The sequence below is a fragment of the Morganella sp. EGD-HP17 genome, from assembly GCF_000512315.2.
GTDB lineage: Bacteria > Pseudomonadota > Gammaproteobacteria > Enterobacterales > Enterobacteriaceae > Morganella > Morganella morganii.
Genome location: NZ_AZRH01000001.1, coordinates 151,768 through 166,655 on the forward strand (window position 1 = coordinate 151,768; position 14,888 = coordinate 166,655).

A 14,888-nucleotide genomic window follows, 5' to 3' on the forward strand; every position below is an offset into this window, starting at 1 on the left:
CAGCAACAATAACAATCAAGGATTTCTTTTCTTCGGCCATGAACCTTGGTGACATGGCATGCAGGGCTGTTCCTGCTGTCTGCGGCACTTAAGCCGTTATATTCATCATAGTTTAATAATAATACTTATTGCCGGACCCGCACGAGAAGACTCACTTCATTGCGCTCTTCAGGGGTCAGACCTTCTGTCCGCTCTTTGGCGATCAGGAAGTTAAATCTGTCATTGAGAGCAGATACCACCAGATGATTTAAGGCATCTTTGAAGGTTTTTTCTGCTATCTCATCTATCTCTATATCGTTCCATCCGGCCAGTTTTTCAAGCTGTGGCGCTAATTTATTATCACGGTAGTGTTCCAGTAACTGACCGGTGGTCAGCCCGGGCTGTGATAAACAGGTATCAATCAGCTCCCTGAATAATGAAAAACCGGCAATACGGCTGGTATCAATGGATTCCAGCGGCGGCACTAATTGTGCAAACTGCGGATTCTGCACCAGCAGGGCAATCAGGATCCGCATGGTAGTCGGTTTCAGTTTCGGAGCCTGATAACCGGGACTGTTTTCACTCTGGCGGACCGCCTGTTTGAGCTGCGTGATATCCGGTAATCCGAGTAAATTGCCCAGATCCTGCAATAAAAACGCCTGTTGGGCTTCACCCGGCACGCGGCTTATCAGCGGCATGGCGAGGGCATTCAGCTTGCTGCGCCCCTCCGGGGTGCTCATATCCACCTGGCGCAGCAGGGTATCGAACAGAAACTGAGACAGACTGTGTGCCTCATTCTGCCGCTGCTCGAAGGCTTCACGGCCTTCGCGGCGCACCAGTGAATCCGGATCGTCGCCGTCCGGTAAAAACATAAAACGAAGCTGCCGCCCGTCATTAAGATGGGGAAGAGCAGTTTCGAGTGCCCGCCAGGCGGCTTCACGTCCGGCGCGGTCTCCGTCATAACAACAAATTATGGTATCAGATGTCCGATAGAGCAACTGTATGTGCTCTGCCGTTGTCGATGTCCCGAGTGAGGCCACCGCATAATCAATACCGAACTGTGCCAGGGCAACCACATCCATATAGCCTTCCACCACAAGGATGCGGGACAGTTCGCGGTTATTCTGCTGCGCTTCATACAGCCCGAATAACTGGCGGCCCTTATGAAAAATATCGGTTTCCGGTGAATTCAGGTATTTCGGCAGTGCGTCATCAAGAACACGTCCGCCGAAGGCAATTACCCGGCCGCGCCGGTCGCGGATAGGAAACATCACACGTTCCCGGAAACGGTCATAGCAGCGGCCGTTATCATTGACCACTAACATGCCGGCATCCAGCAATTGCTGACGATCATCCTCACTGCGGGCAAAGCGTTTGAGAACGTTGTCCCATCCGGCGGGGGCATAGCCGATTGCAAACCGGCTGATAATTTCCTGACTCAGACCCCGGCGGTTCAGATACTCACGGGCATGACCGGCGTTATCGGCCTGTAATGCATGGCGGTAAAAGCTGTCCAGTTTTTCCATCAGCTGATACAGGTTCTGGCGCTGATGTTTTTCTATCTGGCTGCTGCCGCTTCCGGTTTCATAAGGAACATCCAGCCCGTGCATTGCTGCTAATTCTTCGATCGCCTCGACAAACTCGAGCCGGTCATAATTAATTAAAAAATCAATAGCATTGCCGTGGGCACCACAGCCGAAGCAGTGGTAAAACTGTTTATCGCTGCTGACTGTAAAAGAGGGAGTTTTTTCGTTGTGGAAAGGACAACACGCCTGGTGATTTTTACCGTGTTTTTTCAGCGGCACCCTGACATCGATAAGATCGATGATATCGGTTCTCGCTAATAAGTCGTTGATAAATGTGCGTGGAATGCGCCCGGCCATAACCCCTTTTTCGCCTGTCTGATAACGATAATAAGCCGCGCTTCCTTCCGGAAACACGGCCATTAACTGCAACTACTGCGGTCTGACTAAGTTGCGGCGCGGCCGCAGCGATTAGTACAGACGAGTGCGACGTGCGTTTTCGCGAGCCAGTTTCTTAGCGTGACGCTTAACAGCAGATGCTTTAGCGCGTTTACGTACAGTCGTTGGTTTTTCATAAAACTCACGACGACGTACTTCAGCTAATACGCCTGCTTTTTCGCAGGAACGTTTGAAACGACGCAGTGCAACGTCAAATGGCTCGTTTTCACGTACTTTAATTACCGGCATGTGCCTCTCACCTCAATAAATAGGTCTGTACTGGCGTTATGCCAGTTGTCTTTAAAATGGTGCGGAATTTTACTTCAATGTGACCCACGTTGTAAAGTGCTGTGGATAATCAGACAGAGAAATACCCCGGATATGGTCAGGTGTTACCGCCAAGACCGGATCCGCACACCCGACAGGGGTTTTACAGAGGGTGCAGATTATAGCGGATACGCGGCGATTTGTCAGCAACAGAAATCCGTTATGCAGGGGAAAAGTATGTGGATAACTGTGTTCATCCTGTGAATAAGCGGTTTTTGCTGAATAAAAATACGACAGAAAAGCCCCGTATTTCACCTTAATACCTGTCAGCACGCCATTATGGTGATACACTGTTCTCTTTGCGGAGACGGATTTGCTTCCTGCTGTCCGCCGCCAGTCCCGTCAGTTTTTGTTCCAGCGAGTTAAGTCCCATGCGAGTGTTAGGCATTGAAACGTCCTGCGATGAAACCGGAATCGCAATTTATGATGATGAAGCCGGTTTGCTGGCTAATCAGTTATACAGCCAGATCAAAGTCCACGCAGATTACGGCGGCGTGGTGCCGGAACTGGCATCCCGTGACCATATCCGGAAAACGGTGCCGCTGATTCAGGCTGCGCTGAAAGAAGCCGGTCTGACGGCACAGGATATTGATGCGGTGGCCTATACCGCAGGACCGGGGCTGGTCGGGGCGCTGATGGTCGGGGCAACAGTCGGCCGTGCGCTGGCGTTTTCCTGGGATGTCCCGGCGGTGCCGGTTCACCATATGGAAGGCCATCTGCTGGCACCGATGCTGGAAGAACATCAGCCGGAGTTTCCGTTTGTCGCGCTGCTGGTATCCGGCGGTCATACGCAGTTAATCAGTGTGACCGGTATCGGTGAATACACGCTGCTGGGTGAATCTATCGATGATGCAGCCGGTGAAGCCTTTGATAAAACAGCCAAATTACTGGGACTGGATTATCCGGGCGGGCCTGCACTGTCACGCATGGCAGCACAGGGCACGCCGGGACGTTTTACCTTCCCGCGTCCGATGACCGACCGGCCGGGGCTGGATTTCAGCTTCTCCGGGCTGAAAACCTTTGCCGCTAATACCATTCATCAGAATGATGATTCAGACCAGACAAAGGCGGATATCGCCCGTGCTTTTGAAGATGCGGTGGTCGATACGCTGGTGATCAAATGCAAACGCGCGCTGGAGCAGACCGGATTTAAACGGCTGGTGATGGCAGGCGGCGTGAGTGCAAACCGCACGCTGCGCGAACGCATGGCGCAGACACTGCAAAAACTGGGCGGAGAAGCGTTCTATGCCCGTCCTGAACTGTGTACGGATAACGGTGCGATGATCGCGCTGGCCGGGATGATCCGCTTCAAAGGCGGTATGCGCAGTGAATTAGGCGTGACTGTCCGTCCGCGGTGGCCGCTGGCTGAGTTACCGCCGCTGGACAAATAATTTCCGGACACAAAAAAGGCGCTTCAGCGCCTTTTTTTAATCCTCTTTTTCCTGCTCTTTCGCTTCCTGGATTATCTCTTTATCCGTTTTGGCCCGCTTTTTCTTCAGCTTCTGCCAGATGCGACTTTCTTGTCCGCGCCACAACCGCTGAATATTGTCATGATGGCGGATAAGCACCAGACAGGAGAGCATGGCGACCGGGAAGGTAAACTCCGGTTTGAACCACCAGACATAAAACGGTGCCACCAGCGCACTGACAATCGCGCCTAATGATGAGTAACCACTCAGCAGCACGGTCAGCAGCCAGGTTCCGGCAACCAGTCCGGTCAGATCCCAGCCGATGGCGGCAATCGAACCAAATGCCGTTGCCACGCCTTTTCCGCCTTTAAAGTGGAAAAATACCGGATAAATATGGCCTAAACAGGCGGCAATGGCGATAATGCCGAGGTAAAAATACGGTATTTGCAGGAGGTAAGCGAGCCAGACCGGCAGCATACCCTTGAGTACGTCGCAGATAAGGACACCGGCAGCCGCCAGTTTGCCGCCGATGCGCAGCACGTTGGTCGCCCCCGGGTTTCCGGAGCCGTGATGCCGCGGATCCGGCAGTCCCGCAAGACGGCAGATCAGGATCGCACTGGAAATTGATCCCAGCAGATAAGCGAAGATGATCATACCAAGCGCGATTCCACTCATGCTTCTCTCCTGACAGACGGTAAATTACAGTTATTGGCCTCCATGGATAATACGCATATTTCATGGGAAGTGATATCCGATGAGCATAAAAAAACGAGGTAAATGCGGATGGATGTTGTTTTTATTAAGAAACTTGTTGTTTTTACAACGATTGGTGCTTACGACTGGGAAAAGGATATTACGCAGAAATTAGTGCTCGATATCGAAATGCACTGGGATAACAAACGCGCATCTGAGAGTGACGATGTGGAACATTGTCTCGATTACGCCAGCGTGAGCACTGCGATTCTGGATTATGTGCAGACAAGACAGTTCGCACTGGTGGAACGTGTGGCGGAAGAAGTGGCGTCATTATTACTGACTGAGTTCGGCACCCCTTGGGTCCGTATTTGCGTGGCTAAGCCGGGTGCGGTGGCACAGGCGGAAGAAGTGGGTGTCATTATTGAACGAAGTGCGGCCTGATGTTGTCATAATGCCGTCAGCGGAACTGTCATAAAAGCGCTGAGGGTGTCATGAAATTGTCACACTTGCGTCATATGCTGTTCTCCGTATCCGGCATTCCCGCGTCCGGGAGTGCTTTATTTTATCTGCCATACAGGGCGTTATATGGGCGATATCACAAGTTTACTGCATGCATTGATTCTCGGGGTTGTTGAAGGATTAACCGAATTTCTGCCGGTGTCATCAACCGGTCATATGATTATTGTTGCTGAGCTTATCGGCTTTACCGGCGATAAAGCAAAAACGTTTGAAGTGGTTATCCAGCTCGGTTCCATCCTGGCGGTGGTTTTCCTGTTCTGGCGGCGGATGTTTGCCCTTATCGGTATTCACTTCGGCCGGGTTCCCCATGAAGGACAGACTCAGGGAAAACTGAATTTACTCCACATTATTATTGCTATGTTACCGGCGGTGGTTCTCGGTTTACTGCTGCGGGATCAGATTAAGTCTCTGTTTAATCCGGTGAATGTGATGTACGCGCTGGTTGCGGGCGGTATCCTGCTGATTGTGGCTGAAGTCTTTAAGCCGAAGAAGGTGCAGGCTACTGGTCTTGATGATATCAGCTACCGTCAGGCGTTTGCCATCGGCTGTTTCCAGTGCCTGGCTCTGTGGCCGGGATTCTCCCGTTCGGGTGCCACCATCTCCGGCGGTATGCTGATGGGGATCAACCGTTACACTGCATCAGAGTTTTCCTTTATTCTGGCCGTACCGATGATGATGGGCGCGACAGCACTGGATTTATACAAGAGCTGGCATTTCCTGAGCAACTCGGATATTCCGATGTTTGCGGTCGGTTTCCTGGCTGCGTTTATTGTGGCGCTGATTGCCATGAAAACCTTCCTGTCACTGATTAAACGTATCTCCTTTATCCCGTTTGCTATCTACCGCTTTATTGTGGCTGCTGCCGTTTACGTGGTGTTTGTCCACTGAGTTTCGCGTAAACACATCACTCTTTGCGCAGGGAAAATCCATCTGACCTGCGCAAAGTCAAAGCGGGCACTCCGCAGATTTGCTACTAATATAATTAATAACGGATACATAAAAGCTGGTAATGGTTTACCGGCTTTTATGTGTAATATTTTATTTATGTTGACTGCCCGACACAGCGTGATCAGATGCTCCGCACCTGTCACGAGTCTGACCACAATGCCGCGCCGGAGCCAATAAATCGAGCAGGAGTCAGGATTATGTGCAGCACATGCGGTTGCAGCGAAGGAAACGTGCAGATTGAAGGTCACAGCCACGACCACCACGGCCATGATCACCATCATCATGAACATGACAACCATTCCCGCCCCGTCATCATTCATCACCACCACTATCATCATAACGGCGATGTGAATCACTATTATTATGACGGCCGTGAAGCCGGTGAAGAGCATGCTCACGGATACAGTCATGAGCACAGCCACGGACATGAACACACTCATGATCACGGGCACGGCCACAGCCATTCTCATGAGCACGAACATGCTCACGACCATCATCATTCACATGAACACGACCACGGTCATGACCATGCAGCGGCTTTTGCGCCGGTAATTGATAAAGACAATATGCATTACGGGATGGGCGAAGCGGGCACACACGCGCCGGGCCTGACCCAGAAACGGATGGTGCAGATTGAGATGGGGGTGCTGGATAAAAACAACCAAATCGCCGTCCATAACCGCGAACATTTACAGGAGCAGGGCATTCTGGCGCTGAACCTGGTATCCAGTCCCGGCTCCGGCAAAACCACATTACTGACCCGCACACTCAATTACCTGAAAGACAAAGTTCCATGTGCTGTGATTGAAGGCGACCAGCAAACCACCAATGATGCTGAGCGGATCCGCGCAACCGGCGTACCGGCGATTCAGGTCAATACCGGCAAAGGGTGTCACCTGGATGCGCAGATGGTGCATGACGCCATGCATCACCTCGGACTGAAAGATAACAGCCTGTTATTTATCGAAAATGTCGGTAACCTGGTCTGCCCTGCCGGTTTTGATCTGGGTGAGCAGCATAAAGTGGCAATTCTGTCAGTAACAGAAGGTGAAGATAAACCACTGAAATACCCGCATATGTTTGCTGCCGCAGACCTGATGCTGATTAACAAAATCGACCTGCTGCCGTATGTGAATGTCAATATTGAAGCCTGTGTGAATGCGGCACGCCGTGTGAATCCGGATATCGATGTCATTGTTCTGTCAGCCACCACCGGTGAAGGAATGGATGAATGGGTTGCCTGGTTACAGGATCGCCTGAGCAAGGTAAATCAGCAGCGCGCTGTGGCGGAATAAGGGATGTCTATGCGTTTTGTTGATGAGTTCCGTGATCCGGCACTGGCAGAAAAACTGCTGGCGCAGATCCGGGAAGAGATGGCTTCGTGGCCGCATCCGCTGAAACAGCCTTTGCAGATTATGGAAGTGTGCGGCGGCCATACTCACGCCATCTTTAAATTCGGTCTGGATAAACTGCTGCCTGATTCAGTGGAATTTGTTCACGGACCGGGTTGCCCGGTTTGTGTGCTGCCGATGGGGCGTATTGATGCCTGCCTGGAAATCGCGGCCCGTCCGGGTGTGATTTTCTGCACTTTCGGGGATGCCATGCGCGTTCCCGGACGCGGCGGTTCGCTGCTGGATGCCCGCCGTCACGGCAGCGACATCCGCATTGTCTATTCCCCGCTGGATGCGCTGACTATTGCCCGTGATAATCCGGACAAAGAGGTTGTTTTCTTCGGGCTCGGTTTTGAAACCACCATGCCGGGCACGGCGGCCACCTTACAACTGGCGAAAAAAACCGGACTGAAAAACTTCACTGTTTTTTGTCAGCACATCACCATTATCCCGACACTGCGCACACTGCTGGAGCAAAAAGATGTGTTTATCGACGGCTTTATCGCGCCGGGGCACGTCAGTATGGTGATTGGCTGCACGCCGTATCAGCCGCTGTGTGATGAATTCGCCAAACCGTTTGTGGTGACCGGCTTTGAGCCGCTGGATCTGCTGACAGCTATTCTGATGGTTATCCGCCAGCTGAAGAAACAGGCACAGGATAACTACGCGCCGATGGCGGTGGAAAATCAGTACAGCCGCATTGTGCCGGAGCAGGGAAATCTGCTGGCGCAGAAAGCACTGGCGGAAGTCTTTGAACTGAAAGCCAGCAGTGAGTGGCGCGGACTGGGTAATATCGCGGACTCCGGTATTCAGCTGACACCGGCTTACTATGAATTTGATGCTGAACGCCGCTTCCGGCCGCAGCCGCAGTCTGTTGCCGATAACCCGCAGGCGCGATGCGGGGATGTATTAACAGGCCGCTGCAAACCGGCGGACTGTCCGCTGTTCAGCAACGCATGCACACCGGAAACGGCACTCGGCGCACTGATGGTCTCCTCTGAAGGGGCTTGCGCAGCTTATTATCAGTATCGGCGCGGAGAATAACATGAAACCTATTACTGAAATCACTCTGGCCCAGGGCAACGGCGGACAGGGGATGCAGCAACTGATTGACTCCCTGTTTTTGCAGGCATTTTCCAATCCGTATCTGAATGAAAAAGAAGATCAGGCTCGAATACCGCTGGCGGAATTACAGGCCGCCGGTGATCGTCTGGCATTCAGCACCGACAGCTATGTGATTGATCCGATTATTTTCCCCGGCGGCAATATCGGCAAACTGGCTGTGTGCGGCACAGCGAATGATCTGTCTGTCGGTGGCGCAATCCCGCGCTACCTCTCCTGTGGATTTATCCTTGAGGAGGGGTTGTCGTTTGACATTCTCTCTCAGCTGGTCAGCAGCATGGCGGAAGCCGTAAAAGCCAACGGTATTCAGATTGTGACCGGTGACACCAAAGTGGTGCCGCGCGGTGCGGCAGACAAAGTGTTTATCAATACCGCCGGTATCGGTGTGATCCCGCATCAACTGAACTGGGCAGCAGCACAATGCCGTCCGGGGGATAAAATTATTGTCAGCGGCACACTGGGTGATCATGGTGCGGCGATCCTCAATCTGCGCGAGAACCTCGGGCTGGATGCTGATCTGCGCAGCGACTGTGCGGTTCTGGAGCCGATGCTTGCACCTTTGCGGGCGATTGACGGCATCAGAGCTGTCCGTGATGCCACCCGTGGCGGCGTCACCGCTATCCTGCATGAGTTTGCCGATGCTTCACAATGCGGTATGAATATCGAAGAACAGAAACTGCCGCTGAAAACTGCAGTACGTGGTGTGTGCGAGCTGTTGGGGCTGGAGGCACTCAATTTTGCCAATGAAGGTAAAGTGGTGATTGTCACAGCCCCGGAAGCCGAAGCCACCGTGCTGGCAGCCCTCCGTAACAGCCCTCTGGGTCAGGACGCCTGTACCATCGGGCAGGTAACAGAAGCAAAACAGGTGAAAGTGCAGGGGATTTTCGGCGCGACCAGGCTGTTGGATCTTCCGTATAACGAGCCGCTGCCCCGCATCTGCTGATCTGCGAATCTGCGTCATCCTCCGGCCTGTGGCTGTGTTGGCTTCGTTCGGCTACCCCGGTCACATACTGGTGTATGCTCCCGGGGATATCCTCACTTCGCCGCCTTGCCACAAACCGGATGATTTAGCAGATTGATTTTTCTGTTTTCTGTTTTCTGTTTTTAACAGAGTTGAAGTACATGAGGGGTTAACCGGCAAAAAAAGGAAAGCGTCAAGCGCCAGGGATGGCGCGATCCGAGCGAACAAGGATGTGTCAGCGTCTTTCCGCTTTGCCGGTTATCCCGCTGCCCGAATCTGAAAGAAGATGGTTTGATGTTTTATTCTTTTCGGCACACAGTGAGTATTCAGAAGACCTGACCGGTAAAAAAAAGAAAGCATAAAGCGCCGAGGACATGCCAGTATTTTTAAAAATATTAATAAGCGAATTATCTTATACAGGAGTATGATTCTCCGGTGGATCACATATAAAGATCCTACTGGTACACACGTACTCCGACATCGATTCCCGACGCTGTCGGGATTTTTTTGGTAAAAAAATGAACTGGTCTACATTTAAATCAACGTATCTTGTCAGGTTCTGGCAGCCGTTGCCCGCAGTGATCGCCGCCGGCATCTTATCCGCATACTACTTCGGATTAACAGGCACATTCTGGGCGGTCACCGGAGAGTTTACGCGCTGGGGCGGACACATTCTGCAACTGTTCGGCGCTCATCCGGAAAACTGGGGGTATTTTAAGGTGATCGGTTTGCAGGGCTCGCCCCTGGATCGTATCGACGGCATGATGATTATCGGTATGTTTGCCGGTTGTATCGCCGCAGCCTTATGGGCTAACAACGTCAAAATCCGCCTTCCGCAACACAAAATCCGTATCTGGCAGGCCGTTATCGGCGGCATTATCGCCGGTTTCGGGGCACGTCTTGCAATGGGGTGTAACCTGGCAGCCTTCTTTACCGGTATCCCGCAATTCTCCCTCCATGCCTGGTTCTTTGCACTGGCAACCGCCGCAGGCTCTTACTTCGGCGCAAAATTTACGCTGCTGCCGATGTTCCGCATTCCGGTCAAACTGCAAAAAGTCAGCAAAGCCTCACCGCTGACACAGGATTTGCAGCGGGCGAAACGCCGTTTTCGTCTCGGTATGCTGATCTTCCTGCTGTGTGTCACCTGGTCTCTGTTCACGCTGTTTAAATCCCCGAAACTGGGCATGGCGATGCTGTTTGGCATCGGGTTTGGTCTGCTGATTGAACGGGCGCAAATCTGTTTTACCTCCGCGTTCCGTGATGTCTGGATCACAGGGCGTACCCAGATGGCAAAAGCAATTATCCTTGGTATGGCCGTCAGTGCTATCGGCATCTACAGCTATGTACAACTGGGCGCAGAGCCGAAAATCTTCTGGGCAGGCCCTAACGCCGTGATTGGCGGGTTGTTGTTCGGCTTCGGTATTGTGCTGGCAGGGGGTTGTGAAACCGGCTGGATGTACCGTGCTGTGGAAGGTCAGGTGCATTTCTGGTGGGTCGGCCTGGGTAATATTATCGGCGCGACTATTCTGGCTTATTACTGGGATTCCGTGGCACCGTGGCTGGCGACTGACTATGACAAAGTCAACCTGCTGGATACCTTCGGCCCGGCTGGTGGTCTGCTGGTTACTTACGGATTACTCGCCTTTGCCTTTATCCTGTTACTGATGTGGGAGAAACGCTTCTTCCGCCGGAAAAACCAGGCTGACACTGTCGCCGCTGCCGCACATTAAGGAGCACACCATGAATACCGAAAATACTGCAATTGTGCCGGATTACCGGCTGGATATGGTCGGTGAGCCGTGCCCGTATCCGGCAGTGGCGACTCTTGAAGCCATGCCGTCACTGAAACCCGGAGAGATCCTGGAAGTGGTGAGTGACTGCCCACAATCCATCAACAATATCCCGCTGGATGCCAAAAACCACGGCTACACTGTGCTGTCCATCCAGCAGGACGGGCCGACAATCCGCTATCTGATACAGAAATAATGCGGTTTCGGGTGCCGGTTATCCGCCGGTGCCCGTCAGCGTTTCAGTAATGCCACCGCAGCACGGATCCGCGCCTGTACCGGGTAATCCGGTGCTGGTGGTGCCAGTTTCAGGGCAATCTGGCGCAGCGGCTCTGCCATTACCATCGATAACAGCAAATCACTGGTTTGTGCTGCATCCGGCAGCGGCAGAAACGCCTGATGCCGGGACAACCATTCTGTCAGCAGCGCACGTCCGCGCTCAATACCGCAGGCCTGATAGCGGGTCAGCAATAACTCCCGGCCGGGAAACTCACTGCTCAGCAGACAAAATAATCCCGCCGCCTCAGCACTGAGCACCTTGTGGCTCATGATGGTCAGATTGTTTTCAAGCAGCTGATAAAATTCATCTTTAGTCTTTGCATCTTGCATAAACAGCGGCACAAAGGAATCCGTCCAGCCGCGCACTATCTGCTCCGCCAGATCTTCACGGTTGCCAGCGAACCGGTACAGCGTCTTTTTGGAGACACCCGCCTGTTTTGCCACCGCATCCATCGTCATTGCGGAATATCCCTGTGATAACAACAGACTAAGTGATGCCTCGCGGATTTTTGCAATCAGTTCTTCTTCCGGAACAACCGGACGGCCACGTCCGCGGGGTTCTGTGGCAGCTTCATTATTAGCCATACGTGCGATCCTCAATTGACAAATACCCGTTACAGGACAATATTAATTAGGAAACGAAAATCGTTTCTTAATTATGGAGTATACGTCATGTCAGCGAAAAAACAAAACTTACCCCGGGCACCGGATGATATTAACCAGTTATTATCTCCTGAACCACTGCGGATGGAAATGGGTCTGGAGCGCAGCGAAGAAGGGCTGCTGACAGTATCTGTCAGAACCGACCTGCACGGTTGTAAAGGGCGGATGCTGGAGTGGTGGTTCACGTTTTTTGAAACCACGCAGCATATCCGCTGGTGGCACCCACATGATCATGTGGCACATCACGGCTGGGATTCGGTCTGGAAAAAAGGGGAGAGTTATATCGGGGCGACAATCCGTGCGGTTGAGTCTCTCGGGCCGATCCCGCCGGTCGGCGCGACACTGAAATTCAACGATGCACAGGATTTCTTTGATGCGGATAAACTGGCCGCCGCGCGGCAGACGCATCAGATTTCCGGTGCTGTTTGCGCCCATATCGGGTTCGGGGATGATGTGAAAACCGATACGCTCGGTTACCCGATCGACGGAAAAATGCTGCATATAACCTATGATACAGAGTTCGGATGTGTGCTGCGCAGCCGGTTTTTACTCGGGGCGTCACTGGCGGATCCGCTGACGGAACTGCCGGATGAGATTGGTTTCGGGCTGATGAAGCACTGCTATAACGAGTTTACTTACTTGTCCCGTTTTCTGCCGTCGCTCTATTACGGCGAGCACGGTAATGATGAAAAAGCCCCGCTGCCGTGGGCATAACAGCGGATATCAGCGGGAGCCTGTTACCGGGCTTCCCGCAGATCTTATTTTCAGTGTTCCGCTTCACCGCCGAGGGCGGCAATGGTATTGCTGATCAGCGCACTCAGTTCGCCGGTCATCAGGACAAAATCAGCATCAAACCGCTGAGCAAAATCCTCGCGGTCGATATCTTCATTTTTGTCTTTTAAATCATCACTGTATTTCAGGCGTTTAAAGGAACCGTCATCAGACATCAGGAACTGAATCCGCTCTTCCCAGTCCAGTGCCAGTTTGGTGACACATTTTCCGGCTTCAATGCAGGTGGCGATTTCGTCTGATACCAGATCCTGTTTCTTACAGCGGATCACGCCGCCGTCTTCCAGAATGGCTTTCAGTTCAGCTTCATCCATCAGGGCAAAACCGGTTGGTAAATCACCGGAGCGCACCCATTCGGTCAGCGTCAGTTCAATCGGGTCTTTGGTGGTCAGCGGGATCACCGGCAGAGAGCCGAGTGTTTTACGCAGCAGGGCAAGGTTATCTTCCGCCCGTTTGGCACTGGCCGCATCGACGATAATCAGGCCGCGTTCCGCATCAATCCAGATGGCGGTCTGGCTGAAACGGCTGAAGGCACGCGGCAGCAGAGCATGAACCACTTCATCTTTCAGGGAATCTTTTTCCGTTTTCTTCAGTTTGCGATGCTGCTCATGTTCCAGCTTTTCAATTTTCGCCTGCAATTCCTGTTTAATTACCGGCGATGGCAGCATTTTTTCTTCTTTTTTAGCACAGATAAGGATCTGTTTACCGGCAGCGTGAGTCAGTGCATCACCCCGGGAGCCCATCGGCGAAACCCAGCCGGTTTTCATCATATCCTGACTGCCGCACGGCGTGAATGCCATGTGTTCCAGCTGTTTTTCCAGCTCATCGGCAGACAGCGGAAACGGCGAGCTAAGGCGGTAAACGAGTATATTTTTAAACCACATCGGACAGTCCTGTTTTATGATGCGCGGTCATTGCGCGGTGAGAATTGCATCCCGCTATGATAACGGATCTTGCCGCGTTGCTCTAATGCCTTCGCGCGGAAACTTGATTGTCAGGCCGCTGCCCTGCATTATCAGAGGTATGAAAGACAGAGCGTAAATCCACAGCAGAAGGGGACAGTATGCGGATCGGTATTGATTTGGGCGGCACCAAAATTGAAGTGATCGCACTCAGTAATGAGGGGCAGGAATTATTCCGTAAACGAACGGATACGCCGCGTTTTGACTATCAGCAAACATTACAGGCGATTGCCGGGCTGGTTCACGATGCAGAAACCGCCACCGGAGAGACCGGCACTGTCGGAGTAGGGATCCCGGGAACACTGTCGCCGGTCACCGGACGGGTAAAAAATGCTAATTCGGTCTGGCTGAACGGTCAGCCGTTTGATGCGGATCTCAGTGCATTACTGCAACGGGAAGTGCGGGTGGCAAATGATGCAAACTGCCTGGCGGTCTCCGAAGCGGTTGATGGTGCAGGCGCAGGGTTTCCGGTCGTTTTCGCGGTGATTATCGGTACCGGCTGCGGTGCGGGGATTGCCCTGAACGGACAGGTTCACAGCGGTGGTAACGGTGTGGCCGGGGAGTGGGGACATAACCCGCTGCCGTGGCAGGATGAAGCCGACCGGCTGTTTAAAGGAATGGCGGATTGCTATTGCGGCAAACAGGGTTGTACCGAACTGTTTATCTCCGGCACCGGTTTTATGGCTGATTATACCGCGCTGACCGGTGAGGTCTGCAAAGGTGCGGAGATCATCCGTCGTTTGTCACAGGGCGACTTACCGGCTGAACAGGTGATGGTGAATTATGAGCAGCGGCTGGCAAAAGCGCTCGGCCAGGTCGTGAATATGCTGGACCCGGATGTGATTGTGCTGGGTGGCGGGATGAGTAACGTCGATCGCTTGTATCAGACGGTACCGGCGCTGATGCGCTCCCGTGTTTTCGGTGGTGAGTGCGATACGCCGATCCGCAAAGCGGTGCACGGTGACTCCAGTGGTGTCCGTGGTGCGGCGTGGCTGTGGCCGAAAGCCTGATAAAAAAAAGCCCGCACAAGGCGGGCAAGGCATATTTTAATACGATAACAGAAGGTAATAACGGCGCTTTGTGACAGGTAAAGCG

15 protein-coding genes are annotated in these 14,888 nt (G+C 52.8%); 10 read left to right on the plus strand and 5 right to left on the minus strand.

What is annotated here, in order from left to right:
• Positions 1–125 precede the first annotated feature (125 nt).
• Together dnaG and rpsU are read right to left on the minus strand one after the other, a co-directional pair.
• On the minus strand, positions 126–1,862 hold the full coding sequence (gene dnaG / locus X965_RS00700; protein WP_024474555.1) for a DNA primase: 1,737 nt from the start codon (positions 1,860–1,862) through the stop codon (positions 126–128).
• A 111-nt stretch (positions 1,863–1,973) separates the two neighbouring features.
• Complete coding sequence (gene rpsU / locus X965_RS18805; protein WP_004240446.1) at positions 1,974–2,189, minus strand: 30S ribosomal protein S21; 216 nt, start codon at positions 2,187–2,189, stop codon at positions 1,974–1,976.
• 449 nt (positions 2,190–2,638) lie between these two features.
• On the opposite strand from rpsU, the gene tsaD reads away from it, so the two are divergent.
• A complete protein-coding gene (tsaD, locus tag X965_RS00710; protein WP_004236396.1) occupies positions 2,639–3,658 on the plus strand; it encodes a tRNA (adenosine(37)-N6)-threonylcarbamoyltransferase complex transferase subunit TsaD in 1,020 nt (339 codons plus the stop codon).
• Positions 3,659–3,694: 36 nt separating this feature from the next.
• Here tsaD and plsY read toward each other — a convergent pair whose 3' ends face one another.
• On the minus strand, positions 3,695–4,351 hold the full coding sequence (gene plsY / locus X965_RS00715) for a glycerol-3-phosphate 1-O-acyltransferase PlsY (protein WP_004240442.1): 657 nt from the start codon (positions 4,349–4,351) through the stop codon (positions 3,695–3,697).
• A 108-nt stretch (positions 4,352–4,459) separates the two neighbouring features.
• Here plsY and folB point away from each other — a divergent pair, with 108 nt between their 5' ends.
• From folB to yedF, 7 genes are all read left to right on the plus strand, one after another.
• Positions 4,460–4,813 (plus strand): bifunctional dihydroneopterin aldolase/7,8-dihydroneopterin epimerase, encoded by a 354-nt coding sequence (gene folB, locus X965_RS00720; protein ID WP_004240441.1) that lies wholly within the window; start codon positions 4,460–4,462, stop codon positions 4,811–4,813.
• Between the two features lie 144 nt (positions 4,814–4,957).
• On the plus strand, positions 4,958–5,779 hold the full coding sequence (gene bacA, locus X965_RS00725; protein ID WP_004236400.1) for an undecaprenyl-diphosphate phosphatase: 822 nt from the start codon (positions 4,958–4,960) through the stop codon (positions 5,777–5,779).
• Between the two features lie 257 nt (positions 5,780–6,036).
• Entirely contained in the window at positions 6,037–7,134 is a 1,098-nt protein-coding gene (gene hypB, locus X965_RS00735; protein WP_072144546.1) for a hydrogenase nickel incorporation protein HypB, read from the plus strand.
• Between the two features lie 9 nt (positions 7,135–7,143).
• Positions 7,144–8,274, plus strand: coding sequence for a hydrogenase formation protein HypD (gene hypD, locus X965_RS00740; RefSeq protein ID WP_036416640.1), 1,131 nt, complete (start codon positions 7,144–7,146; stop codon positions 8,272–8,274).
• A gap of 1 nt (position 8,275) precedes the next feature.
• Positions 8,276–9,295, plus strand: coding sequence for a hydrogenase expression/formation protein HypE (hypE, locus tag X965_RS00745; RefSeq protein WP_036416642.1), 1,020 nt, complete (start codon positions 8,276–8,278; stop codon positions 9,293–9,295).
• Between the two features lie 536 nt (positions 9,296–9,831).
• Entirely contained in the window at positions 9,832–11,043 is a 1,212-nt protein-coding gene (gene yedE / locus X965_RS00750; RefSeq protein WP_004236404.1) for a selenium metabolism membrane protein YedE/FdhT, read from the plus strand.
• A 10-nt stretch (positions 11,044–11,053) separates the two neighbouring features.
• Complete coding sequence (gene yedF / locus X965_RS00755) at positions 11,054–11,299, plus strand: sulfurtransferase-like selenium metabolism protein YedF (RefSeq protein ID WP_004236405.1); 246 nt, start codon at positions 11,054–11,056, stop codon at positions 11,297–11,299.
• A 35-nt stretch (positions 11,300–11,334) separates the two neighbouring features.
• Here the strand turns inward: yedF and X965_RS00760 are convergent, their stop codons facing one another.
• Complete coding sequence (locus X965_RS00760; RefSeq protein WP_036416646.1) at positions 11,335–11,964, minus strand: TetR/AcrR family transcriptional regulator; 630 nt, start codon at positions 11,962–11,964, stop codon at positions 11,335–11,337.
• Positions 11,965–12,051: 87 nt separating this feature from the next.
• Between X965_RS00760 and X965_RS00765 the strand changes: the two genes are divergently transcribed.
• Positions 12,052–12,756, plus strand: a complete 705-nt coding sequence (locus X965_RS00765) for a DAPG hydrolase family protein (RefSeq protein WP_004236407.1) — start codon at positions 12,052–12,054, stop codon at positions 12,754–12,756.
• Positions 12,757–12,806: 50 nt separating this feature from the next.
• Here the strand turns inward: X965_RS00765 and rdgC are convergent, their stop codons facing one another.
• A complete protein-coding gene (gene rdgC, locus X965_RS00770) occupies positions 12,807–13,715 on the minus strand; it encodes a recombination-associated protein RdgC (protein ID WP_004240426.1) in 909 nt (302 codons plus the stop codon).
• Positions 13,716–13,894: 179 nt separating this feature from the next.
• On the opposite strand from rdgC, the gene mak reads away from it, so the two are divergent.
• Positions 13,895–14,803 carry a fructokinase gene (mak, locus tag X965_RS00775; protein WP_004236409.1) on the plus strand — a complete coding sequence of 303 codons (909 nt, stop codon included), beginning with the start codon at positions 13,895–13,897 and terminating at the stop codon, positions 14,801–14,803.
• Positions 14,804–14,888: the final 85 nt, after the last annotated feature.